We start from the raw sequence: 25,327 nt of genomic DNA, 5'->3' as shown, positions 1-25,327 counted from the left end.
CGGGCATGCAGACTTATGTGCCAGTTGAGGAAAGATAAACAAAAACTGCTTGCTGATTCATGCTATGAAACCATATCGATGAGCTTTTCAGTATAAAAGACAAACGAAAAAAGCGCTTCCTGAAAATTTTCAGGAAGCGCTTTTTGATTTATCAGAAAGCTTTTAGCCACCAATATACGACATGCCAATCTTGTTGCGATTTTTTGCGGTGAATTCGGTCCGTTCGTCTGAGTAACGGTCGTCCCGCCGTTCCCATACGGCTGAAATTTTTTCCAGCAATTCTTCATCGCTCAAGCCGCTCCGCACTAGTTCGCGGATATCGAAATGTCCGGTAGCGAACAAGCAGGTATAGAATTTCCCATCAGAAGACAAACGGGCGCGTGTGCATGATGAGCAGAAGGATTCCGAGACGGATGTGATAAATCCGACTTGGGCATCCCCTTCTTCAAAACGGTAGCGCTTTGCCACTTCACCATAGTAATCTTTATCCACTGGCTCCAGCTTATAAACTGTCTGCAACTTTTCAAGAATTTGTTTTTTGGTAACCACTTTTTTGAAGCTCCAACCATTGTCATTGCCAACATCCATAAATTCGATAAAGCGCAAGGTCATGCCGCGTTCTTTAAAATAAGCGGTCATCGGCAGAATTTCCTGTTCGTTGACATCCTTTTGGACGACCATATTGACTTTGATTTCAAAGCCTACTTGACGGGCAAAATCGATTTGTTTCAGGATATGGGACGGATCGACACCACGGCCGTTGAGTTTGCCGAAAAGCTCGGGATCGAGTGCGTCCAGACTAATGTTCAGACGGCGAAGTCCAGCGTCGAAAAGCGCCTGTGCCTGATTGCCAAGGAGCAGGCCATTTGTTGTTAAGCCTATATCCTCTATCCCTTCAACAGAAAGGATTTTCTTGACCAATTCCGGCAATCCTCTGCGCATTAGTGGCTCCCCACCCGTAAGGCGGATTTTTTTGACGCCCATCGCAGCGAAAATTTTCGTCAAGCGATGGATTTCTTCAAATGACAATAATTCCTGCTTCGGCAAAAATGCATAATCGTCTCCAAACACTTCTTTTGGCATGCAGTATGAACAACGGAAATTGCAGCGGTCGGTGACAGATATCCGCAAATCCCGTATTGGACGCTGAAATTGGTCCTGTACTGGTTTTATGGCCATTACGCCACCCCCTCTTTATTTATCAGGCTGATTTATATTTCGAAAAACGAGTGGATCTTCATGAATTCTGGATGAATCGATCCACTCAGTCGTCACTTTTTCCATTAGTTTCATGACACGTAATTGACCAGCAGCCAGATCGTTTTGCAGCGGTTCTTTCATACGGAAGTTCCAAACGCTAAACAACGGTATCTTTTCAGCTGAATTATGCACTGCCGTAATATCGGACAAAGGATCAGCAAGATCAAGCAGCTTTGCAGTTTCATCCTTACCGACAAACGGCATATCACAGGGCAGCACCAAATATTTCTTGGCAGGTCTCGCCGTCATTCCTGACAGGATACCGGCTAATGGACCTTGCCCTGCGATCCAGTCCAGATCCGTAATGACATCATATTCCGTTGGAAAATGCGCCAGCAATTCCGGTCTGGCGATAATGACCACATGATCGCAGACCTGATCCAAAGCTCGGTATGCACGTTCATAGAACAATTCTTTTCCAATTTCCGCAAAAGCTTTTGGTGAGCCGAAACGCCGCGACATGCCGCCTGCCAATAGAATGCCAACAAGCTCTGTCATCCCCCGCTGACCGGTGGAATAAACGCCACGACATCCCCAGCTTCCAGCACATCTGTAGGCAATGCATATTCTTCATTAACGGCAACGCGGGCAGCACCGGTTTGAAAATCCGGATATTTATCCATTGCCCATTGCCATAATTCATCGACGGTCCGGCCGGCTAGATCCACTTGCTCTTCCGAAACACCGGTCTGTTCTTTGAGTCCCGCAAAATAATGCAAAGAGATCATTTCAATTCCCCTTCCGGTTTTTTCTTTTGGTCGCCGATCCATTCTTCGCCGTCTTCCCATATTTCTTTTTTCCAGATCGGCACAATTTCCTTGATTCGTTCTATGGCATATTCGTTTGCTTCATAAGCTGTTTTTCGGTGCGGCGACGAGACGGCGATAACGACAGCAATGTCGCTAATTTGCAGCTCTCCGACGCGGTGGGCAATTGCCACTTTCGTCCCTTCCCATCGCTGCTCAATTTCTTCACCGATTTGCGCCAGTTTTTTCTCTGCCATCGGTACATATGCCTCGTAGGCTAAATAAAGCGTTCGGACGCCTTTTGTCCATTCACGGACATGTCCGGTAAACATAGTCACTGCTCCTGCTTCAGGGCGTAGCACCAAATCAGCATAGGCTTGCGGATTGATCGCTTCTGTCACTATCTCAAATGCCTTCATTGCTGTCACCATCCATCCAATTAGTAAACCAAAAAAAGAGCTTCTTGCTGTCATTCTGCAGAATTACTGGTACATTGTCCAGTTTCAACAGTTCTGGTGCAATCACCAATGCAATATGTTCCAGTTTTTGAAGCTCCAGCCAGTCTTCAGCTGAGCGCAGCAAAACGATTTTTTCATAATTTGCTTCTTTAAAACCCTCGACCAGAACCAGCTCAGGATTTTCTGCAGATGCACAAGCAACCAGTTCAGCCAGTGTTGCTTGCTTTTTTCGTTGATGAATTTGGACCACGCCATCGCCATAAACAATAGAGCAGGATGCGCCTTCCTGAAAAAAAAGCATACTGTCGGTTTCATTCGACGGCATTTCCAAAGCACCACCATGGCCATGATGCTTAACAGTAGAAACAGCCATGCCTCTTTGGGTTGCCTGCTTTAACAAGTCCAACATCAAAGTCGTTTTGCCGCTGTTTTTAAAACCGACTACCTGCAATACTCTTACAGTTGCCATTTGCCGGACCCTTCTTCTGCGCCGAGAAGCAGTACGTCCACAGCATCTCCTAAATGGAAACCGCGGGTGCCGCCCGGCAGAACAATTAAGGCGTTTCCTCGTGCTATAGATGATACAGCATTCGACTTGTTGAAGCCAGCCGGCGACACTGTCTCCCCATCATAAGAAGCCCGGATAAATCGGGTAAACGGATTTGCTTTTGTAAAGTCCTCTCCCAATACCGCCTTGGTGTGAGGCAAAAACAGCTTGCCGGCTCCCATCATTTTGAGCAGTGCGGGACGGACAAACAATTCAAACCCGGTAAAGCAGGCGGACGGATTGCCTGATAATCCGAATAAATACTTGCCATTTGCGACGGCAACTGTCGTCACACTGCCCGGGCGCATCGCTACTTTATTGAACAGCACTTCTGCGCCGAGCCGCTTATAGATTGCGGGCAGAAAATCAAAATCGCCAACCGATACTCCGCCAGTCGTAATCAGGCAATCGGTTTCTTCTGCAGCTTTTTTGACCACATTAAAGCTCTCATCCAACCGATCAATGGACATGCCATACATTTTGCAGCGGAAACCCATCCGCTTCAATTGCGCAACAATCATAGGCCCATTGCTGTTGCGGATTTTCCCTGGCACAAGCTCATCTCCAACGTCCAGCAACTCAGTGCCAGTAGAAAGAATGCCGACAACCGGCTGTTTTGCCACAAGCACTTGCGAATAACCGAAAGTCGCTAGAAGTGCAATCGTACCCGGGTTGATAAAGCTGCCGCTGTCGATGACCACTTCACCTTTTTGTACATCTTCTCCCTGCAAGGAAACGTTCTCCAACGGTTCAAACGGCTTGCGAATAGTTATGGCATCCGGCGTTTCAACAGTTTGTTCGAACATCACCACGGCATCTGCACCGTCCGGAAGTTGTGCTCCGGTCATAATGCGGATCGCTTCGTGAGCATTTAGCATTTTCGCTGATACTTCTCCCGCTCCAATATGATCGATTACATTGAATGCAATCCGGTTCTCGCCTGAAGCTCCTGTAGAATCTGCTGAACGTATGGCATAGCCGTCATAAGGCGAGCGATTAAAAGGCGGCACATCAGTTGAAGCGACAATCGGTTCAGCCAGGATGCGACCATAGCTGTCTTCCAGATCTACTTTTTCCGAGCCAAGCGGAAAAGCATGTTCCAATACCTGTTTAATTGCTGCTGAAACAGCAATTGGTGTGCGTTTTTCAACCATTTTTCCATCTCCTTTTTGTTGGTTTACGTTATTTGATGGGTTAGGATTTCTCTATATGTATTTTCATTCGGTTTGAATTATATATTTGCACTTCTTGATTGGAGTTCTTCCCGTACTAAACTTATACAATGCCTTGAGTGCTGTCAAACAGACATTTGGAAAAAGAAAAACAACCTTGAAAAATATTGACTTCAAGGTTGTTGCAATGAGTGTGTTTAAATTAATCGCTGACTGCATCCGCGTTGGCTGGCACTGCAACTTTCGCATTTTGAGTACGGATTCGCCGGATATCGAGACGAATAACCACCGAAATGACCAGCGCCACCACAAACAGACCTGCGAAGAACAAGAGGCTGCTTTCATAGCTGCCTGTTTGATCTTTCATAAATGCCGCAAACAATGGTCCTGCAAGTCCTGCCGCTGCCCAAGCTGTCAAAATATAGCCGTGGATTGCACCGAGTTGCTTGGTACCAAAAATATCTGCGATATATGCCGGAATCGACGCGAATCCACCGCCATAGCAAGTATAAATAATGGCCAGCATAATTTGGAAGAAAATTGCATTTGTCGTGAACGGCAATAAGGCGAATAATGCAATCTGAATGACAAAGAATGCGGTATACGTATTAGGGCGTCCAATATAATCAGAAATTGTTGCCCATCCGAGACGGCCAAGGCCGTTAAAGATTCCAAGAACACCTACTAATGCAGCTGCTTGGACTGTCGTCATGCCGATGCTGTCAATCGCCATCGGTTTTGCAGCCGACAAAATGGCGATTCCACAAGTCACATTGATAAACAGCATAACCCATAGGTAATAAAAACGCTTTGTTTTAATGGCTTCATTGGCTGTCAGTTGAGAAAGATCGGTTTTTCGTTCAGCTTTGCCACTGTTGACTTTTTCTTCAAAGCCCGCTGGTGACCAGCCTTCTTGAGGTTTTTCAAGGTACAGAGAAGACAGCAGCATGATGACGAAATAAGAAGCTCCTAAAATATAAAAGGTCTGCTCTATCCCTACCGAAGTGATGAGCGCTTCCATGATCGGGCTGCTGATGGCAGCTGCAAATCCAAAGCCCATAATTGCCAAGCCGGTAGCAAGTCCGCGGCGGTCAGGGAACCATTTGACCAAAGTCGAAACCGGTGCAATATAGCCGATGCCCAGCCCGATTCCGCCGAGCGCTCCGTAAAACACATAAAGCAGCGGCAACGAGGAAGCGGTTACAGCAAATCCTGAACCAATAATTCCGGCCCCAAAGAAAAAGGCTGCAACAAGACCGGCTTTTCTCGGTCCGTACTTTTCAACAAAACTGCCGAAAAAGGCTGCTGATAACCCCAAGAATAGGATTGCAATACTGAATGTCAACTGCACTTGGCTGGTCGTCCATCCGAACTGGTCGATCAACGGATTCGTAAAATTACTCCATGCATATACGGAACCGATCGAAATATGTATCCCTACTGCAGATAACGCGATCAACCATCTGTTTTTTGGCTTTTTTTTCATTTCCCTAAACCTCCTGATGAAATTGGTAGAACTTATATAAAATGATTTCGAGAAAGCCAAATCATTAATTTTTTTTGGCACAGAGGTTGATGGCCCTAAAAAAGGTTTTTTCAAGGCAGTTGCAACAGCATTAACATGCTGGCATCAGTAAAATTCACCGCTCTAATTGACTAAATAATAAGACGATTAGAATCATAGCATCCTAATCTTTTTTTGTCACCAAGTATTATTTCAAAGTACGTCATTGCACGACAATCCGCTCTGGGTGGGTGTACAGATTAAACGAGCTGCCGCGGATAAAGCCGACGGCCGTGATGCCAAGGTCATCAGCAAGCGACAATGCCAATTCTGTCGGAGCGGATTTTGACAGAACGATCTCACAGCCAATTTTCGCTACCTTCAGCAGGATTTCTGAAGAAATCCGTCCGCTGAAGACGATGACTTTGTCGCGAACGTCGATATTGTTGACAAGGCAGTAGCCGTAAATTTTGTCAAGCGCATTGTGCCTGCCGATGTCCATGCGCGAAACGATAATGCCATTTGCGTCACACAGAGCTGCGTTGTGGACACCGCCTGTCTGCTTGAACATTTCTGCAGAGTTTCCCATATCAGCCATAAGCTGAAAACAGTTTTCCGGAGTCAGTGTGACACGTACTTCTGTCATTTTCTTTGCAATCATGGCGTCGTGCGCAAAAACAAATCCTTGGCGGCTCATGCCGCAGCATGAACTGATAAATCGTTTGTTTTGCAGCTGCTCAAAAAACGGATATACTTTTTCAGCGGTAATGTGGACAGTGCCGGTTTTTTCATCCACCCGGATTTCCTGGATGTCTTTATAATTGGGAATGATGCGTTCAGAGACCAAAAAACCGATAGCCATTTCTTCCATCTGCTCCGGCGAACAGACGATGGTGATAAATTCCTTGCCATTGATTTTGATGGTTGCCGGCTGCTCGATTACAACGCGATCTTCTTTTTCACTAAATGCGCCTTTTTCATACCGTATGATTTTTCGTATTTTATCTTGTTGCACTGGGTTTCCCTCCCTCTTGGATGTGTTGATCAATCATCCGGTCGAAAAGAAAAACGGATACGGCAATATCGTCTTCAACTTTGATGTCTGAGAACAGATGGACAAATTTTGCTCCGACCAGTTCTTCCATTCCTTCCGGAGCGGCTGTTGCATAAACACTTTGAATCATTCGTGTACGGGCAGCATGGACCATCTCTCTGCCTTCCGCCGTTCTGGCAATAAATTGTTCTGACGGACTCAAATTTCCGTACAACGTAGAAATGGCCATGTCATTGACAAAAACAGTCTGAATACGCTCCGGCCCTTTACCGAAAAGGTTTTTCCGCAGCTTGCGGATGATGTCATTAAACTCATGGATCTGTCTGGACATTCGAATCTTCTCCTCTTTCGGAATGAATAATTTGTGATTATAGCCGAACCGGCGATATCGCGGCAAGCAAGAAAGCGATTCGTAAAACGGTATTTTCTTGATTTGGCTTAAATATTTTCAAATTCTGTTGTATATCACATTTTTACTGTTTATAATAATAGCATATGTTGGTCTTGCCGTACGTTGTTGCGGTAACGCTTTCACTCTCTCTTAATAACGGTCGGATTGGTCCTTTAACAAGTCCTGTTAAGACACTATTCCACTATGAAACAGATGCACTTGTCAAGGTGTATTTTTCATAGTGGATTTTTTTATCCCTTTTTACAGGACACCGAAAACAAATACGATTCATTTCGCAGCATCATCGAGTGAAGTTTTTTATTCCCAAAGGAGGTTTTGGCATGTCCATCAAAATTAACGGTTCACCCATCGAATTTGAACAGGGAAAAACCATTTTGCAAGTAATCAACCAAGAAAAGATTTTGCACCCACAAATCTGTTATATGCCCGAAGTGGATCCGATTGAAACCTGTGACACGTGCATCGTCGAAGTGGACGGCAAACTTGTTCGCGCTTGTTCAACTCCAGCTTCGGCTGGCATGGAAGTCGAGCTTGCCTCGCTCCGTGCAAAAGAAGCACAGACCGAAGCAATGGACCGGATACTTGAAAACCACCTGCTTTACTGTACGGTTTGCGACAACAACAACGGCAACTGCAAAATTCACAACACCGTCGACATGATGGAAGTTGAACATCAAAAATATCCGTTCGAGCCTAAATGTTCAGTCGATGAGGTCGATTTGACCAATCCTTTTTACCGCTATGACCCAAACCAATGCATTGCTTGCGGCCAATGCGTAGAAGTTTGCCAGAACTTGCAAGTCAATGAAACCTTAACCATGGACTGGGCACGCGACCGCCCGATTGTCCTTTGGGACGGCGGCGCAAAAATCAACGACTCTTCCTGTGTCAGCTGCGGCCAATGTGTCACAGCTTGTCCGTGCAACGCCTTGATGGAAACTTCCATGCTTGGCGAAGCAGGCTTTATGACCGCTATTCCGGAAAAAATTCTTTCACCGATGATCGACTTGGTAAAAGATGTTGAACCTGGTTACAGCGGCATCATGGCTGTATCGGACGCTGAAGCGAAAATGCGCGAAACACGCACAGAAAAAACCAAAACGGTTTGCACATTCTGCGGCGTCGGCTGCTCGTTTGAAATTTGGACAAAAGACCGTGAAATCCTTAAAATTCAGCCAGTCTCAGAAGCTCCTGCCAACGCAATTTCTACATGTGTCAAAGGCAAATTCGGCTGGGATTTTGTCAACAGCGAAGAACGCATCACCACTCCCCTTATCCGCAAAAATGGCGAGTTTGTCGAAGCCAGCTGGGAAGAAGCGCTTGATCTTGTTGCATCGAAGTTCAAAACGATCAAAGAAGAAAACGGCAAAGATTCCATCGGCGTTATCTCTTCTTCAAAAATCACCAATGAAGACAATTACGTCATCCAGAAACTGAGCCGCCAAGTATTTGAAACGAATAACGTTGACAACTGTTCGCGCTATTGCCAATCTCCTGCCACTGACGGCCTTTTCCGTACTGTTGGCATGGGTGGAGATGCTGGGACTATTAAAGATATCGCCAGTGCCGGACTTGTCATTATCGTCGGCGCCAATCCTGCAGAAGGCCATCCGGTTTTGGCAACACGCGTAAAACGTGCGCATAAACTGCACGGCCAGAAATTGATTGTTGCAGACATGCGCAAAAACGAAATGGCTGAACGCTCAGATATCTTCATTACGCCGAAGCAAGGAACTGACCAAGTATGGCTGATGGCTGTTACAAAATACATGATCGACCAGGGCTGGCACGATCAGCAGTTTATCGATGAAAATGTAAATTATTTCAACGACTTTAAAGAAGTATTGGACCAGTACACATTGGAATATGCCGAGAAACAAAGCGGCGTCTCCAAAGAAACCCTGATCCGCACAGCTGAAATGATCCGTGACGCTGATGGTACATGTATCTTATGGGGCATGGGGGTTACGCAAAACACTGGCGGTTCAGATACCTCTGCTGCAATTTCCAATCTTTTGCTGGCAACAGGAAACTACCGCCGTCCAGGCGCTGGTGCTTATCCGCTTCGCGGCCACAATAACGTTCAAGGTGCTTGCGATATGGGATCATTGCCAGGTTGGCTGCCAGGCTATCAGCATGTTACTGATGATGCTGCACGCCAGAAATTCGAGCGGGCTTACGGCGTAAAAATCGACGACAAACCAGGCATGGACAATATCCACATGTTGCAGGCTGTTGATGAAGGCATCATGAAAGCGATGTATGTTGTTGGTGAGGATATGGCATTAGTCGATTCAAATGCTAACCATGTAGATGACGTATTATCAAAACTCGACTTTTTCGTAGTCCAGGACATTTTCTTCTCCCGCACCGCACAATATGCGGATGTTATCTTACCGGCAGCTCCGTCGCTTGAAAAAGACGGAACGTTTACCAATACGGAACGCCGCGTTCAGCGTTTGTACAAAGCACTTCCGGAACTTGGCCAATCAAAAGCAGATTGGTGGATCGTTCAGGAAATCGCCAACCGGCTTGGCGCTAACTGGAACTATAGCCACCCAAGCGAAATATTCGCTGAAATGGCTAGCTTGTCTCCATTGTTCGCTCAAGCAGACTACGCTTCAATGGAAGGCTGGAACAGCTTCCTATGGGGCAGCCTGGATGGCGAAAGCACACCACTTCTTTATGTGGACGGCTTTAATTTCCCGGACAAAAAAGCACGTTTTGCGCTATCTGATTGGGTGGAGCCGGTGGTCTTCCCTGCTGAATACGATCTTCACATTAATAACGGCCGCCTGTTGGAGCATTTCCATGAAGGAAATATGACCGATAAATCCAAAGGCATCATCTCCAAACTACCGGAGACGTTCGTTGAAGTGTCTCCCGAGCTGGCAGAAGAACGAGGACTTGAAGATGGATCGACTGTCCGCCTTGTCTCCCCTTATGGAGCATTGAAATTGCCGGTTATTGTAACGAGCCGAGTTAAGGGCAATGAATTGTTCTTGCCGATGAACTCGACGAAAAAAGAAACGGCCATCAATTTCCTGACTGGCCCAGCAGGAGACCAGCGCACCAACACACCTGCCTATAAGCAGACGAAAGTTCGTATGGAAGTCTTGAAAGACCACGTCAAGAGCCCGCTGCCAAAATCAAATCCGCGGGATAAAAAACGCAATCCGGTATCCGGCATTGAGGTAGAACGCAAATGGGCACGTGAAGGCTATGTGCATTTGACAGATCAACGATAGAAAGGTGATGTCCTATGGCAAGTCCAATAACACAGATCAAGAAAAAGGAATGGACGGCAGAAGAAATTCGCGAGCAAAAGCTTTATGAGTTGGAGACGCTGATTGCCGAACAAAACGAGGCGCTTAATAAACTATTGGCCATCACGGGTGATCTGGACGATGCAGGAGTTCTTGACGCAGTGCTTGCGATGGTCAAAGCGAAAGAAGGCATTGCCGAAGTGGTAATGGGGCAAGCGACACGTGAACCGGTGACCAATCTCATCAATAACATGATGAGTGCTGCAGGTGCATTGACGGCGATTGACCCTGCATCAACTGGCAAACTGGCATCGAGTGTGGTCAATGGTTTGAAAGAAGCGGAAGCACAAAACCACAACGGCAAAAAACTCGGAATCTTCCAGATGCTCAAAGCAATCAGAGATCCTGACATTAACCGCTCCATCAAGTTCGGGCTCAATTTCCTAAAAGGGATGGGCAAAGGGCTGGATCGTTAAGAAACTCAGACAAGCTGGCCTTAAGAATCACCATTGTATAAAACAAAGATGATTACTTTTGCGCTAGCTGGCCGGCATTCTGCCCCTCTGGACGCGCTGGTGCTGAGAAAGTTGCTTACTAAAATTCAAGTATATGTTTGTCATTCACATACTAGCCGCGGCTTTCTTTATAGCTGCGGCTAGTTTTTTTGTGTTTATTGCTGGCAGACTCTTTTCCAGTCGCTTTGTCCGCTTATTTGGCGAATTCAAAATCCGGCCACACTGAAATTATCTATTATATAGAAGGAACTGCATTTAATTATGCTCATTTTTCCATTGCAGCACCCAAATGACTTTTGGGTAAAAACTTAAAGAAAGTTTGTCTGGCCTATTTTAAAACTTTCTATAGTAAGCGGAATCCAAGAGGCAACATTATGGAAAATGCTTTTCCCTCACTTGGATGCGCCGCAGAATACATCCAGTCATCTCTTTTTTATGTTAATCAGCTTTTAAGTACCCTGTTGGGAAGCTCTCTCGCCTTTATCGCTGAATATGTGCTTTTATCTAGAAATAATCGTTTTTGTCGATTTTCCAAGACATCCGCCTCTTTCTGTTATATATTAATTAACAAGAAAACAAACTGTATTAATACAGTTTGTTCAAGAAACTTCTTAAATCAGAAAGGGATGGATAACATGGTTGCAAACAAAATTCAACAACTCGAGGAACTGAATAAGAGCTGGGAGCAGGACGAACGCTGGAACGGTATTGAACGCATGTATACAGCAGAAGAAGTTGTGAAACTTCGCGGTTCTGTACAAATTGAGCATACATTGGCGAGAAAAGGTGCTGAACGTTTATTCCGTTCGATTCATGAAGAGGATTTTGTAAACGCTTTAGGCGCATTAACGGGCAATCAGGCAGTCCAGCAAGTGAAAGCCGGCTTAAAGGCGATTTACTTGAGCGGATGGCAAGTAGCTGCAGATGCAAACTCTGCTGGCCAGATGTATCCGGACCAAAGTTTATACCCCGTCAACTCGGTTCCAGATGTGGTTAAAAAGATTAACCAAGCGCTGCAACGTGCTGATCAGATCGACGGCGTTGAAGGCACAGAAGGTTTTGACTGGTTCGCACCGATCGTGGCTGATGCAGAAGCCGGCTTTGGCGGACCGCTAAATGTTTTTGAACTGATGAAAGCGATGATCGAAGCAGGCGCTGCTGGCGTACACTTTGAAGATCAATTGGCTTCCGAGAAGAAATGCGGACATTTGGGCGGCAAAGTATTGCTTCCAACACAAAATGCCGTGCGAAACCTGGTTTCTGCCCGTTTGGCAGCAGACGTGCTTGGCGTACCGACCATCATTATCGCCCGGACAGATGCAGACGCCGCTGATTTGATCACAAGTGATATTGATCCGCGTGACCATGCCTTTATCACTGGCGAACGTACTCCAGAAGGCTTCTACCGTACAAATGCAGGAATCGACCAAGCCATTGCGCGCGGTTTGGCGTACGCTCCTTATGCGGATCTTGTCTGGTGTGAAACGTCCCATCCGAACTTGGAAGAAGCACAGCAATTTGCGGATGCCATCCATGCTGAGTTCCCAGGCAAACTTCTCGCTTACAACTGCTCTCCATCGTTCAACTGGAAAGCGAAGCTGGATGAAGAAACAATTGCGAAATACCAGGTTGAACTCGGCAAGATGGGCTACAAATTCCAGTTCGTTACATTGGCTGGCTTCCACTCCCTGAACCACAGCATGTTCGAACTTGCTCATGATTACAAAAACAATGGCATGGCGGCATACTCGAAGCTGCAGCAAGCTGAATTCGCAAACGAATCGAAAGGCTATACAGCTACACGCCACCAGCGTGAAGTCGGCACCGGTTACTTTGATGAAATTTCACAAATCGTTTCAGGCGGAACCAGCTCAACTACCGCTATGAAAGGCTCGACAGAAACAGCTCAATTCACAGCAACCAAGTAAGCAATTACTTGCCAGCATTTGATTAGCTTCCAATCCATCGCCACGGCATTCAAAAAATAAACTATTGGAGGAGATCCTTATGAAAACGACACAAAACTATGAGACACGCACAAAGAAAGAATGCCGCGAGTGCGGATGCGAAATCAAGGAGCAGCAACAATCCATCATCTATGAATGCGAGCGCTGCATGTGCAATAAAGACGAATAGAACAAACAAAACCCACTCAGAAAAATCGAGTGGGTTTTCCATTGCTTTTTTAGTTTTTCCGAACTTTTAGGATCAGGAAGTTCGGACTTTTCATCAGCTTCTCAAAACTTTCAGGCGCAAGCTTCTTAAATATATCAGTAGGTTCGGGTTCTGTAACGTGTTCAATTGCAAAATGAGCCAGCAAAGCATTAAGGACTTCGCTTAAAGGGCGACGATAAAATGGCACCTCATAAGTCTTTCCTGCTTTATTCCACTCATCGACAATTAGCTCAGTGGAAAAATACTGAACTCTGTCCAATAGCTGCAAGTCCGTCAGCGGATGATGGATCGACAACAGGAAACTGCCTCCCGGCTTTAATACTCGGTCAAATTCAGCAAAAACCGTTCGCCAATCTTTCAAGTAGTGCAGCGTCAGGGAACTGACAATAAAATCAAAGCAGTGGTTATTGAATGGCAAAGGCTTTTCCAAGTCCAGACATAGTGCTTCGACTCTGTCGCCAAGCAGTTTTTTTGTAACGCTGACCATCTCGGGGCTCATGTCGACTGCTGTCACTTGTGCCCCTCTCGCGGCTAATTGATTGGAATACCAGCCTGCCGAACACCCCGCATCAAGTACTTGCAATCCAGCTAAATCATCCGGAACAAGGTGCATCATTGCCGGCCTTTCATATTGTGTGTTGTAGAGGTTATTGTCTTCCCCCATTTTTTCGTAGACTCCTGCCAGTTCATTGAATGTCTCCAACACTTGTTTTTTCATCATGCACCTCGAATTCTTTTGAATTTATATAACTTGCTCTCTGTCAATTCTGTATAGTACATGCCTCTTCAAAGGGCTGCCTTGTTCCAATTTTGGATGTTCAAATTCACCTTCTTTGGTCATGCCAATCCTCTTCATGACTGTTTGGGAAGGTTCATTGAGAGTCGACGTAAATGAAAAAACGCTGGTCATACCCAATGGCCCGAACGCATAGGCAAGACAGGCTTGTGCACCTTCGACCGCAAAGCCTTTTTTCCAGTAGCGTTTGTCGAGACGCCAGCCAATTTCTGCAAACCCTTGTCCACTTATATCCATGGTAATTTCCAGTAAACCGATAAAGCCGATAAACGAACTGTCTTCTTTCTTTTCCACCGCCCACATTGTGTATCCTTTGTCATTCATGTGAGCTTCGAAGCGGTCGATTAAACGATCAGCATTTGCTCTAGCCAGTAATTGCGGAAAATACTGCATTACTTCCGGATCTGCAGACATAGCCGCAAATGGCTTGCGGTCTCGCTCTTTCCAACGCCGAAAGCCCAGCCGCTCGGATTCAAATAAATAGCGCGTTGTCATCGATACTCCCCCTTTATGTATACATCTACTTCTTTCTTTATCACACTTATCATTTTACCAAAGAATATTAATTCTGAAAGCTGTCCACTTAACTGTCACTTTCCATCCCGATATTTATTGAAAAACTTCATTAATATTAAAATGCTGAAAATAAAGATTGCAAAAAGCATTATTTTTTTGCATTATTATAGATAGGGATAATTATTAATGCAAAAATATTTTGCACTCCGATTTTATTTCTTCCAAACAGATATGTACATTCAATTCCTTTTGCTATTTGTTCCGCTAAAAAATTCAGAGAAGATTGGGGCAATAAAAAATGATCGTCAAAAACTTTTTCATGCATCTTTCAGAAAACCAACTTTTAAATAAAGCAGCTCAAAACTACGGCTTTAAGCTCGGCGCACATAGTGTCGTAGCTGGAACCAATATTGAAGAAGCCATCGGCAGCATCAAGGAATTGAATGCACAAGGCATTAGCTGCACTATTGACAACCTCGGTGAATTTGTCCATGACAAAGCAGAAGCGCTGGAAGCGAAAAATCAGATTCTTGGTGTTGTACATGCTATCCACCAGCACCAGGTCGACGCTCATATTTCACTAAAACCTTCACAACTCGGATTGGATATCGATTACGATTTTTGCCTGGAAAATATTAAAGAGATTGTTGCTAAAGCTTCCGAGCATAGTATCTTCATCAATTTCGATATGGAAAACTATGCGCGCCTGCAGCCTTCCTTTGATCTGATGGATGAGCTATCAAAAGACTATAATAATATTGGAACGGTTATTCAATCTTATTTTATCCGTGCAGAAGATGATATTAAGAAATACAGCAATTACCGCCTGCGCATTGTTAAAGGCGCATATAAAGAGCCGGAAGCAGTAGCGTACCAAAGCAAAGAGGAAATCGATGCCAATTTTATTGAATTGATCGAATATCATTTATTGAATGGCAAGTTCACATCTATTGCGACACATGACCACAACGTAATCGCACACGTAAAACAGTTTGTCATCGACCACAGCATTCCGATGGAAAAATTCGAATTCCAAATGCTGTACGGCTTCCGCAAGGAAATGCAAGTAGAGCTTGCACAACAAGGCTATAATTTCTGCACGTACATCCCATTCGGCACCGACTGGTACGGTTATTTCATGCGCAGATTAGCTGAACGCCCACAGAACCTAAATCTGGTGGTAAAACAAGTATTTACGAAAAAAACCAATACAGCGATCGGCGCCATTGCCGGAGCATTTTTGCTCGGCCGTCTGACAAGTAAAAAATCATAAGCTACACTTGATGGAAATACACAAGTTACTGATACCATAATTTAAACCTGGAGCCCTTTAAGGGTTCCAGGTTTTTTTGCGCCGTTACAAAATTTTCTGCGGCATGTAACTCGTTTTGTTTATTGATTATGTTTTATTCCGGTACAGATACATCGTAAGCGGTGCGAAGATGGCTGTCATGATGGCGGAAACCAGCAGGACGTTAACCACTTGCTGCCACGTTCCCATTCCATGCATAAATCCGCGGACTGCAGTGGCAAGTGTGGAAATCGGATTGATGTTGACAAAGCCTTGCAGCCAGGTTGGCAGCGTTGTTGGATCCACGAAGACATTACTGATGAACGTCAATGGCATCATCACCAGGAAACTCATCATCATCAATGATTTTTCAGAACGTACAATTAACCCGAGAGCCGTCCAAATCCACGACAAGCTGAACGAAAAAACCAATACTAAGGCGATAGCGAGAAAAACTCCTACTGCCCCGCCTTCCGGCCGAAAGCCAAGCATCAACCCAAGCGCAATCATCACGACAGAGGCCATCGTATAACGGACAACGTCCACCAGCAATGCGCCGATCAAAGCAGATGGCAGCCAGATCGGCAAGGTCCGGAAGCGGTCAAAAATGCCTTTTCGTATATCATTGTTCAAATCGATTCCTGTATATACCGTAATTTGTGCAACGGTCATAACCAAGATTCCTGGCAGCAGAAATTGCAGGTAGTCACTGGTCGATCCTGCGATGGCTCCACCGAATAAATACGTGAACATCAACAGGAAAATGATTGGAAACAAAGTTACATCAAACATCTGTTCAGGAATGTGTTTGATCCGCAACAGGGCACGTGAAGCAAAAGCCATTGTCGATGACCAGCCACTTGCTGGATCCGGCCTTTTGCCTGAAGCGATAGCTTGCAGCAGGCGCTCATCTGTACTTCCCTCTATGCCGTTTGTTGCATTGGCGGTTTCTCTTGTTTGCTGTTGAACAGTCATAAGATCTCCTCCCCGGAATCTTGTTGTTCGGCCGAATGGCCAGTCAAAGTCAGGAACACCTCATCAAGGCTTGGACGGCCCAATGAAAAATCGCTGACTTCAATGCGTCGGCGCGCAAATTCCCCTAAGGCTTCACCCACCCGCATAGAGTCGTCTGCCTGTGCCGTCAGCGATGTAGAATCAGTCCCATGGTGAACTGCTGCGCCCAAATAGTCTTCAAGTATGTCAATAGCCTGTTGTCGGTCTTCGGCATGGACGAGCTGGACATTTAAGGTGCCGCGGCCGACCGATGCTTTCAATTCACTGCTCGTGCCTTCTGCGATAATTTTGCCGCGTTGGATGACCCCGATCCGATCTGCCAGCTGATCTGCTTCTTCCAGGTATTGAGTGGTCAGCATAACCGTCGTCCCAGTACGAACTAAAGCACGAATGATGTCCCAAACCTGGTTGCGGCTTCGTGGGTCGAGCCCGCTCGTTGGCTCATCCAGGAACAACAAATCCGGCGTCACCACAATGCTTGCCGCAATGTCAATCCTACGGCGCATACCCCCTGAATATTTTTTTACTTGGCGTTTTGCCGCATGGTCCAGTCCAAATGCTGTCAGCAATTCCATAGCTCTTGTTTTCGCCTGTCTGCGTGTATAGCCCATCAGACGGGCAATCAGCATCAGGTTCTCTATACCAGTCAAATCTTCATCAATCGAGGCATATTGTCCCGTCAGGCTGATTCGCTTTCTTATGGCAGCACCATCTGAAACCAGGTCATTGCCAAAAATGCGGGCACTGCCGGCATCAGCAGGAAGAAGTGTTGCCAGCATGCGGATTGTGGTGGTTTTCCCGGCTCCATTCGGACCTAAAAAACCGTAAACCGTGCCTTTTTGAATAGCCAAATCCACACCATCTACTGCCGCTTCTTTACCGTAAATCTTTACTAATCCATTGGCTTCGATTGCCCAGTCATTGTTCTGCAGGATCTTTTTGTCTTCCTTCAAAACCCTCACCCTTTTCTATAGGTTAGTGGATACTTAAAACGAAACAAAAACCAGGTTAACAGCAGAAACAGCTGAATAACAAACAACACCGCCACCAATTCACCAACTTTTTTTGAACAAACCCACGGCGCAGATAGGAGGTGTCCTTATTCCTGAGGACCTAGTTTTAAATATCTGTTTATATCATCCATCTTTCCCAAGGCTGTTTGCCATCTATATTCCTCATTATACCAAACGTTTGTTCTTATTAAAAGTGTGAATAATCAATTTATTCAAATTTAAGCGACAAAATTTCATCAAACTGTAGACAAAGACTAGAATGCAAACAAGACTAAATGCATATAGAGCGATGCATTCAGCCTTGTTTGATTTCACTTTGAAACAAGCTACTCGATTGTTATAAAATTGGATGCGGCAATGCAATAACAACACTTCCCCGCTTATGCCCTTTTCCCACATATGCATGAGCTTCCGCGGTTTGTTCTAACAGATAGCTTCTATCTATTACTGACTTAATCTTTCCGTTCTCAATCAATTCCTTTAGGAAAAGCAAATCTTGTTTTTTCATCGGCGCTACCCCGCCTTTCAATTTCTTGCTGCCACTTACTGAAGTGGTGATCATCTGGCCAAATTCCGGCAGTCCAGCTGCTGCTGCCAGATAGATTCCATTTTTCTTAAGGGATTTTTTGCATTGTGTAAATAGTAGTTTGCCTACCGTATCAAAAATAATGTCGTATGTCTCCCCCGTTAAAGTGAAGTTTTTTATGTTGTAATCGATCGCATGATCAGCTCCCAACGACTTTACTAATTCTATATTTCTTGCACTGCAGACTGCAGTTACTTCTGTTCCAAAATACTTGGCCATTGCACTGCATAAGTACCCAGAGCTCGGGATGCACCATAAATAAGCACTTTTTGGCCTTTGTGAATATGCCCTCTATCGCGAAGAAAGTATAAGGATGTTGTAGCGCCGAAAGGCACAGACGCCGCTTCTTCAAATGTCATATTGACCGGCTTTATCGCGATTGCCCACTTTCTTTGAGACATGCAAATTCGGCATTAGCACCCCCGTTCCACAAAATACAAAATCTCCTTTTTTTAAAAGATTAGCGTCTTTTCCGGTCACTTCGACTTCTCCAGCCAGTTCAGACCCCGATATCCCGATTTCAGGCTTTTTCAGACCCTAAAAAAGCCTGACTGCAAACGGATCCGCCCTCCGCACTTTGCAGTCTCCCGAGATTGCAATAACAATTCGTTGTCAGTGAGATTAGTTAATTATAATGCTGCGTCAACCGGTATAATAAAGCTTTCAATCACATAAAAATTCTCAAATAAAACCATAAGCAGAAATCTGGACATTTCACATCCCATTCAACATAACTGAAATTAAAAAACGTTCGCAAGGCTCATGAGCACCTTTCGAACGTTTTAGCTTTTTTTCTTACAAATAATTGATCCACAATCGAAATACATCAACTCGAAATCAAAGACCCTTCCTGCACCGGTGCATTTTTCAGTGAAATGCCGACAAAATCGCCTGTTTGGAAACGCGAAGAAAATACTGATTCGTGGATTGTCCAGGTTTCCTCACCGACCTCCACCGTATAGTGAATTTCGTGGCCCTGGTACTGGACAAATGACACCACTCCTTGGAGCCCATCACTCTCTGCCGGCATCAATTGCAACTGCTCAGGCCGTACAGGGTATAGGCCGCTTTCTTTAAAGCTGTCTGCAACGCCAAGATCCGGCCAGACGTTCTTCAAATCTATGGCTGGGATGAATTGATCGTTTCGCCATTGTCCCTTCACCAGGTTGCATTTGCCGACAAAAGTTGCGACAAATGCTGTTTCCGGACGCGTATACAGGACTTCCGGGGGTGCTATCTGTTCAATGCGCCCCTGGTTCATGACGACAATCTTATCGGCGATAGCCAGTGCTTCTCCCTGGTCATGCGTAACAAAAACGATGGAGGCTTTGGTTTCCCGGTGCAGTTTTTGAATTTCTTTGCGCATCTCCATCCGCAGCTCGACATCCAGTGCACTGAGCGGCTCGTCCATCAGCAGGAGATTCGGCAATGGGGCAATGGCCCTTGCCAGCGCCACACGCTGCTTCTGCCCGCCTGACAACTCTGAAGGATAGCGTTCGGCCAGTGCATTCAGTCCGACCAGCTTCAGTACTTCATCGATCCGTTCCTGAAGCTCCTTTTTGCCTTCTTTGATTTTATTCGGGTGGTAGCTGAGCGGAAATTTGACATGTTCTGCGACCGTCATATGCGGCCATAGGGCAAACGACTGGAATACCATGCCGATATTGCGTTTCTCAGGAGGCAGGACGCGCTTTGTCGATGCCAAAACCGTGTCGTCCATCGCAATCGTCCCTTCTGTAGGGCCCATAAATCCTGCCAACAGCTTCAATAGGGTCGTTTTTCCACATCCTGAAGGACCAAGCACGGCGATAAACTCCCCGTCGCCGATTTCCAAATCGATCGAATGGAGCGCAGTAAACGATCCGTATTTTTTTGTTACATTATTCACTTTGATCATTTGTTTTTCAGCACCTTTCTATCCCATAGCTTGCCAAGCAGCATAAACATTCCCCCACCGAGCAGGATGCCCAGTACGAGAACCGTGGAAAAAGCGGTAGAGTATGTAGAATAGCCTGCCTGCTCGTAGCCGAAAATAACAACACCGACCGTTTCAGAGCCTGATGACCATAACAAACTGGAAACCGTCAATTCTGTGAGTGCCATCAAGAACACCAGCAACGCTCCGCTTAAAATACCTGGAAACAGCAATGGCAATAAAATCCGCCGCCATTTAACCCAGCCCGCAGCGCCGGAAGTACGTGCCGCTTCTTCCATCGACGGGTCAATCTGCAAAAATGCCGTGTAGCTCCCCCTGACCTGCAGCACCAAAAAACGGGCAACATAAGCGATGAATAAAATCCAGACAGTACCATAGATGCCCGGGTTCCACCCCGGAATCGGTTCCAGCCACATGAAAATCATACAGAGTGCAAACACTGTACCGGGCAGCGCAAACGGAATGGTCATGGACAGCTCCGCTGCTTTTGTGCTCCAATCCGGATACTTAAAACGTAAATACGCCATCGCTGTACCAAGCACCAAACAGATCAGCATGGTGAAAAAGGCCAGTTGCAAACTGTTCGTTAGGGCCGATAAAGGCTTGGAGTCCGTCAAAAATACGTATTCGTAGTTCCGCAGTGATAAGTTCTCCAAGTTGAACGGGACACCATAAGCCGAGATGAGGGACAAAGCACCCATCGTGATCAGCGGCATCAGGCTCGTTACTAATAAGAAAATCCACAGTGACAGTTCCAGCAGTTTTTGTTTGCCGGCAGATAAATAGATGCGCGGCGTCAGATCGCTCCTGTTTGTTTCATTGACACGGCTGCGGCGCAGCAAGAACCATTGCAGGACTGTCCCGGCTAACGCAATAATGCCAAGTATAACGGATAATACAGCTGCCCGCGAAAAAGCGGAAGGACCAAATCCGACAACTTGCTCGTAAATGTAGGTACTCAACACCCGTATATTGGCCGGCGTTCCGAGAAATGCCGGAATTCCGAAATTATCGAGATTCGACAGGAACGCAATCAGTCCCCCGCTGGCAATGCCCGGCAGCGCCAGCGGCAGTACGACTTTCCGGAATGCACGCTTTTTAGACAGCCCGCTGGTCGCAGCTGCTTCTTCCAATTCACGCGGAATTTTCCGAAATACATTAACCGTAAACAGGTACACGAGCGGATAATGCGAAATTCCAAGCAGCAGGATGATCCCGCCGATGCTGTATAAATTTGGAGCTTCCAGACTTCCCGGTAACCAAGACAGCACAGCATTTACCGGACCCGAAGCACTGAAAAATTGCGTCCATGCCAACGTCGTAATATAAGAAGGAATGATGAACGGCAAAAAGATAAAGAGCTGCATCGCCCGTTTGCCGCTCAGCTGTACATAAGCGACAATCCAGGAAAAAAGGACACCAAGCACCAAAGCAAGGATTGTCGAACCCGCTACAATGATCAGTGTATTTTGAACCGTCTTCCAAGTTGCCGGCTCCCTAAGGACTTCTGTGTAATATTGCAGCGTCAAGGAGCCGTCATCAACGAAGCTAAGCCATATGAGCCGCATCACCGGCAATAAGAAAAACACGAAAATGGCCAAGAGGCCGATTACTTTATACAGATTCTTTTTTTGAAAAAAGAGAGAAAAAGAGGAATCCCTCTCTTTTCTCTCTTCAACCATTGGCTGTTTTGCTGTCATATTTGTAACTCCTCACGTCGAAATTCCGCTGCTGATTATTGTCCGAAAATCTGTCCGAATTTCGCTTTGTCTTCGTCCCGCGTTTCCAATAGTTCGACCGCTTCTGCATCCAGGATGGTCATTTCATCCAGCGTTTTTAATCCTTCGGGTGCTTCCACGCCTTCACGGATTGGCGTATAGCCCTGTTCAGAAGCCAATTGCTGCCCCTCTTTTGACAAGATGAAATCGACAAATGCTTTCGATGCTTCTTCGTTTTCCGTATTTGCCATGATGCCCACTGGCTCGGTGATTACAGGAACGCCCTCTTCCGGATAAACTAATTCGACCGGCGAGCCTTCACTTTTCGCTCGTGCTGCCAAATAATCGACAATTACGCCGTAATTCTTATCACCTGTCGCGACGCTTTCGAGTACTGCTCCATTGCCTTGAGTTATGGTAATGTCATTAGCGCGTAACGCTTCATAAAACTCCCAGCCCATGCCATCCTGTCGGGTCATGACACCCAGGTTATAGGCAGCTGCACCGGAATAAAGCGGACTTGGCATGACGGCTTGACCACTGGTCGTTTCGTCAGTTAAAGCTTCCCAGCTGGTTGGGATCTCGGTTACTTCATTGGTATTAACGATCAGGCCGGTCGCCATGATTTTGGTTCCGGCATAAGTGCCGTCCGGATCGACAAATGCCTCATCAATCGATTCAGCTTCAGGCGATTCATATGCCAACAGGAGCTCCTCTGCCTTGAAGTTTTCAAATGTTACAGAATCGGCAACCAGCAGGACATCCGCCTGGATATTGCCTCCCTGGTTTTCCGCTTGAATTTTCGAAACGACTTCTTCGGTACCCGAGCGGAATATACTGATATCGACTTCCGGATTCTGTTCTTTAAAGGCGTCCACTAGCGCTTGTGCATCCGCATCCGGCTGGGATGTATAGAAATCCAGGGAACCGGAAACTCCAGCTCCACCTTCAGCTGATTCCGTACCTGTAGTGCTTTCCTCGCTGCCGCAAGCCGCTAAAAATGTTGCCAAGCACAATGATGCCGAACCAAAAAAGATTTTTTTCATCCTATTTCCCCCTCGAGTTTACTGTCGGCCTTTATTGTGTTCATTATGTAAAGACTCTAAGTAAGTATAGAGCTGATTTATGAAGCTGTTGTTAAGCTGGCATTAAGAAATATTATAACGTTTTAAAAGCGCTTACATAATTGTCTGCTGCTAACAGCAGGACAACTCAGGCTTGCTTTCAATCCACCCTTTAGTGCAGGAGCGATTGTTTTCGTTGTGCAAAACAGTCGAAGCGATAGGAAAAGTTGGTTTTTTAAGGCCAATTTAGAGTTATTCCCTAATATAACAACTATAAATTGCCCCGATGTTCAGGTCAAACAATAAGGGAATGTTCAGTCAACATTACTTGAACTGTTTTAATAATTGTATTGGCCGCTGGAACTCCATTAAATTGCCTTTAGGCTTTTAAAAACAAAAAAGAGCATACGTCCACGAATAGACGAATGCTCTTTATAGGAATTTGTGATAAAACTACAGCTTAGTTGACGGCTTCTTTTTTAGCATTCAACTGTGCGGATAGTTCATGGAACCATTCTTTATCGTCTGTTGCAAGCGCCAGATCGATCAAGAAACCGAGTTGAGCCGCATCTTTTGTATCAGACTCTGGAATACTCTCTACTTGATGTACTGACATCGGAATGGTCATGCCGATCATTTCCTCGTTGTCGCTTTCCACTACTGTGACGTTTACGGCTTCGTTAAGGACATTCATGGAATCGATGAAACCGATGATCAGTTCGTCGTGGCGGGATTTGCCTTTCACCCAATCACTTGTTTTCAAAATCGTTTTATTCGTAACCATATCTATGCACCTTCTTTACATTATTTATCGTTCATTAATTCAAAATAAAATCATAATTTTGGCTTCTAATCACTATTTCCCTAAAACAGAATCAGCAAACGTCAACCGCAGAATTTCGTAGCTTTGCCCAGTGCAACAAGAGGTGAAGAACTTACTTTCAACTGGCGAGCGGAATAGCCATTGGAATAAAGTAACAGGAACTTGTTGCTAAGTCCAATTCTACGGCTCCCCGGCCGTTAACACAAACTATTTGCCTCAGTTTCGAGATAACTGAAAATCGGTTAAATTGAGGCAATAACCTTCTGCACTTGGCAGCCGTTTTGAGCTTAAAGCTGAAAAATTACTGCATAGAAAAAACACCTCCATCTGAACCTGCATTAAAGCCAGCGATGAAGGTGTTGTATTTTACTATTACAGTTGATTGTGTTTTCGGCTATTGCTAAATCGACCAGTTGACGAGCATACCGGCATGCGTTAAGCCACCGCCAAAACCGTATAGGAGCAGTTTATCATCCGGTTTGATCTTGCCTTCCTGAACTCCTTTGTCCAGCGACAAAGGAATGGATGCGGCAGATGTGTTCCCATAATACTCCAGGCTGTATATCGTCCGCTCAAGAGGCAGTCCGTTTCTGCTGCAGATCGACTCGATGATGCGAAGATTAGCGCTGTGTGGAACGAACCAATCCACTTGGTCTTTATCGAACCCTGCTTTTTCCATCAATGCCGTCATGCCTTTTGGAACGGTATTGACAGCCCACTTGTAAACTTCACGCCCATTCTGATTTACAAATCCATTGACAGCCAATTCGTTTCCGAACATTTGAGTCGAAAGATCTGTGCAGTACAGATTGTTCGCCAGCTCGCCATTGGTTCCCATGTGAGACTCGATAAAGCTCGGCTTTTCTTCATCGTATTCCACCATAACTGCTCCTCCGCCATCTCCAAATAAGATGCAAGTCGAACGGTCACTATAATCCAGGATTTTAGAAAAGGTCTCTGCACCGATCACCAAAATCTTTTTGTTCAATCCGGATGTAATCAAGCCGTTTGCCATATGGAGACCATACGCAAATCCAGAACAGGCCGCATTGAGGTCAATTGCACCTGTATTTTTTATGCCCAGCTTTGCTTGCACTAATGCAGAGACACTCGGCGTCTTAAAATCGGGTGTCATGGTACAGACAATGATCATGTCGACGTCGTCAAGTGATTTATTGTAGCGTTCCTTTAAGTTTTCAACAGCTTTAATGCTGATATCACTTGTAAATTCAGTGTCTGAAGCAATCCGACGTTCCTTTATTCCGGTCCGTTGGATAATCCATTCATCATTTGTATCGACTAATTTTTCTAAATGGCGATTTGTCAGCCTCTTTTCAGGTACATATGAACCGATGGCTGTAATTCTGGCTTTCGAAGTGTTTATTTTAATCGCCCCCTTATGGTGTCCTCGCCTTATTCTAACATCAACTATTAGTATTAGGTACTAATTTGTGAAGTTCG

Annotated in this window: 24 protein-coding genes; 5 read left to right on the top strand and 19 right to left on the bottom strand. The window is 45.6% G+C overall.

Features of this window, described 5'->3' with window-relative positions:
• Positions 1 to 162: 162 nt before the first annotated feature.
• The 9 genes from moaA to GJB59_RS19015 all read right to left on the bottom strand — a co-directional run bounded on the left by moaA (position 163) and on the right by GJB59_RS19015 (position 7,072).
• Entirely contained in the window at positions 163 to 1,179 is a 1,017-nt protein-coding gene (gene moaA / locus GJB59_RS19055; protein ID WP_142826241.1) for a GTP 3',8-cyclase MoaA, read from the bottom strand.
• Between the two features lie 15 nt (positions 1,180 to 1,194).
• Positions 1,195 to 1,758 (bottom strand): molybdenum cofactor guanylyltransferase, encoded by a 564-nt coding sequence (gene mobA, locus GJB59_RS19050; protein ID WP_142826242.1) that lies wholly within the window; start codon positions 1,756 to 1,758, stop codon positions 1,195 to 1,197.
• Positions 1,755 to 1,988, bottom strand: a complete 234-nt coding sequence (gene moaD / locus GJB59_RS19045; RefSeq protein ID WP_142826243.1) for a molybdopterin converting factor subunit 1 — start codon at positions 1,986 to 1,988, stop codon at positions 1,755 to 1,757. Before moaD ends, mobA begins: the two co-directional genes overlap by 4 nt.
• Positions 1,985 to 2,425 (bottom strand): molybdenum cofactor biosynthesis protein MoaE, encoded by a 441-nt coding sequence (locus tag GJB59_RS19040; protein ID WP_142826244.1) that lies wholly within the window; start codon positions 2,423 to 2,425, stop codon positions 1,985 to 1,987. The genes moaD and GJB59_RS19040 overlap by 4 nt, the downstream gene beginning before the upstream one ends.
• Entirely contained in the window at positions 2,412 to 2,933 is a 522-nt protein-coding gene (gene mobB / locus GJB59_RS19035; protein WP_142826245.1) for a molybdopterin-guanine dinucleotide biosynthesis protein B, read from the bottom strand. The genes GJB59_RS19040 and mobB overlap by 14 nt, the downstream gene beginning before the upstream one ends.
• Complete coding sequence (locus GJB59_RS19030; RefSeq protein WP_142826246.1) at positions 2,921 to 4,165, bottom strand: molybdopterin molybdotransferase MoeA; 1,245 nt, start codon at positions 4,163 to 4,165, stop codon at positions 2,921 to 2,923. The genes mobB and GJB59_RS19030 overlap by 13 nt, the downstream gene beginning before the upstream one ends.
• A 220-nt stretch (positions 4,166 to 4,385) precedes the next feature.
• Positions 4,386 to 5,669: an L-lactate MFS transporter gene (locus tag GJB59_RS19025; protein ID WP_142826247.1), complete on the bottom strand. Its 1,284-nt coding sequence runs from the start codon at positions 5,667 to 5,669 to the stop codon at positions 4,386 to 4,388.
• Positions 5,670 to 5,910: 241 nt separating this feature from the next.
• Positions 5,911 to 6,702: a formate dehydrogenase accessory sulfurtransferase FdhD gene (gene fdhD / locus GJB59_RS19020; RefSeq protein WP_142826248.1), complete on the bottom strand. Its 792-nt coding sequence runs from the start codon at positions 6,700 to 6,702 to the stop codon at positions 5,911 to 5,913.
• Positions 6,689 to 7,072, bottom strand: coding sequence for a Na-translocating system protein MpsC family protein (locus GJB59_RS19015; RefSeq protein ID WP_142826249.1), 384 nt, complete (start codon positions 7,070 to 7,072; stop codon positions 6,689 to 6,691). The genes fdhD and GJB59_RS19015 overlap by 14 nt, the downstream gene beginning before the upstream one ends.
• A 401-nt stretch (positions 7,073 to 7,473) precedes the next feature.
• Here GJB59_RS19015 and fdhF point away from each other — a divergent pair, with 401 nt between their 5' ends.
• The 4 genes from fdhF to GJB59_RS18995 all read left to right on the top strand — a co-directional run bounded on the left by fdhF (position 7,474) and on the right by GJB59_RS18995 (position 13,070).
• Positions 7,474 to 10,401, top strand: a complete 2,928-nt coding sequence (gene fdhF, locus GJB59_RS19010; protein ID WP_142826250.1) for a formate dehydrogenase subunit alpha — start codon at positions 7,474 to 7,476, stop codon at positions 10,399 to 10,401.
• Positions 10,402 to 10,415: 14 nt separating this feature from the next.
• Positions 10,416 to 10,895 (top strand): helical membrane plugin domain-containing protein, encoded by a 480-nt coding sequence (locus tag GJB59_RS19005; RefSeq protein ID WP_142826251.1) that lies wholly within the window; start codon positions 10,416 to 10,418, stop codon positions 10,893 to 10,895.
• A gap of 674 nt (positions 10,896 to 11,569) precedes the next feature.
• Positions 11,570 to 12,862, top strand: a complete 1,293-nt coding sequence (aceA, locus tag GJB59_RS19000) for an isocitrate lyase (RefSeq protein ID WP_142826252.1) — start codon at positions 11,570 to 11,572, stop codon at positions 12,860 to 12,862.
• A gap of 79 nt (positions 12,863 to 12,941) precedes the next feature.
• Entirely contained in the window at positions 12,942 to 13,070 is a 129-nt protein-coding gene (locus GJB59_RS18995) for a YhfH family protein (protein WP_203583283.1), read from the top strand.
• 49 nt (positions 13,071 to 13,119) lie between these two features.
• Here the strand turns inward: GJB59_RS18995 and GJB59_RS18990 are convergent, their stop codons facing one another.
• Entirely contained in the window at positions 13,120 to 13,827 is a 708-nt protein-coding gene (locus GJB59_RS18990) for a class I SAM-dependent methyltransferase (protein ID WP_142826253.1), read from the bottom strand.
• Positions 13,828 to 13,851: 24 nt separating this feature from the next.
• Positions 13,852 to 14,400: a GNAT family N-acetyltransferase gene (locus GJB59_RS18985; RefSeq protein WP_142826254.1), complete on the bottom strand. Its 549-nt coding sequence runs from the start codon at positions 14,398 to 14,400 to the stop codon at positions 13,852 to 13,854.
• Positions 14,401 to 14,719: 319 nt separating this feature from the next.
• Here GJB59_RS18985 and GJB59_RS18980 point away from each other — a divergent pair, with 319 nt between their 5' ends.
• Positions 14,720 to 15,694 (top strand): proline dehydrogenase family protein, encoded by a 975-nt coding sequence (locus GJB59_RS18980; RefSeq protein ID WP_142826255.1) that lies wholly within the window; start codon positions 14,720 to 14,722, stop codon positions 15,692 to 15,694.
• A 126-nt stretch (positions 15,695 to 15,820) separates the two neighbouring features.
• Here the strand turns inward: GJB59_RS18980 and GJB59_RS18975 are convergent, their stop codons facing one another.
• The 8 genes from GJB59_RS18975 to GJB59_RS18940 form a co-directional block, all read right to left on the bottom strand.
• Positions 15,821 to 16,687, bottom strand: a complete 867-nt coding sequence (locus GJB59_RS18975) for an ABC transporter permease (RefSeq protein ID WP_142826256.1) — start codon at positions 16,685 to 16,687, stop codon at positions 15,821 to 15,823.
• Positions 16,684 to 17,679 (bottom strand): ATP-binding cassette domain-containing protein, encoded by a 996-nt coding sequence (locus GJB59_RS18970; RefSeq protein ID WP_142826257.1) that lies wholly within the window; start codon positions 17,677 to 17,679, stop codon positions 16,684 to 16,686. The genes GJB59_RS18975 and GJB59_RS18970 overlap by 4 nt, the downstream gene beginning before the upstream one ends.
• A gap of 397 nt (positions 17,680 to 18,076) precedes the next feature.
• A complete protein-coding gene (locus GJB59_RS18965; RefSeq protein ID WP_142826258.1) occupies positions 18,077 to 18,544 on the bottom strand; it encodes an NAD(P)-dependent alcohol dehydrogenase in 468 nt (155 codons plus the stop codon).
• A 607-nt stretch (positions 18,545 to 19,151) separates the two neighbouring features.
• A complete protein-coding gene (locus GJB59_RS18960; protein ID WP_142826259.1) occupies positions 19,152 to 20,222 on the bottom strand; it encodes an ABC transporter ATP-binding protein in 1,071 nt (356 codons plus the stop codon).
• The gene (locus GJB59_RS18955) at positions 20,219 to 21,961 is read right to left on the bottom strand and encodes an ABC transporter permease (RefSeq protein ID WP_142826260.1); all 1,743 of its coding nucleotides are present in this window, start codon (positions 21,959 to 21,961) and stop codon (positions 20,219 to 20,221) included. The genes GJB59_RS18960 and GJB59_RS18955 overlap by 4 nt, the downstream gene beginning before the upstream one ends.
• Before the next feature lie 35 nt (positions 21,962 to 21,996).
• Positions 21,997 to 23,025, bottom strand: a complete 1,029-nt coding sequence (locus tag GJB59_RS18950; protein WP_142826261.1) for an ABC transporter substrate-binding protein — start codon at positions 23,023 to 23,025, stop codon at positions 21,997 to 21,999.
• A gap of 478 nt (positions 23,026 to 23,503) precedes the next feature.
• The gene (locus GJB59_RS18945; RefSeq protein ID WP_142826262.1) at positions 23,504 to 23,827 is read right to left on the bottom strand and encodes an IDEAL domain-containing protein; all 324 of its coding nucleotides are present in this window, start codon (positions 23,825 to 23,827) and stop codon (positions 23,504 to 23,506) included.
• A gap of 439 nt (positions 23,828 to 24,266) precedes the next feature.
• Positions 24,267 to 25,250, bottom strand: a complete 984-nt coding sequence (locus GJB59_RS18940) for a ketoacyl-ACP synthase III (RefSeq protein ID WP_142826263.1) — start codon at positions 25,248 to 25,250, stop codon at positions 24,267 to 24,269.
• Positions 25,251 to 25,327: the final 77 nt, after the last annotated feature.

The organism is Planococcus soli (assembly GCF_016881065.1).
GTDB lineage: Bacteria > Bacillota > Bacilli > Bacillales_A > Planococcaceae > Planococcus > Planococcus soli.
The sequence above is the reverse complement of the archived record's forward strand: the minus strand, read 5'-3'. Positions and strand labels throughout refer to the sequence as shown.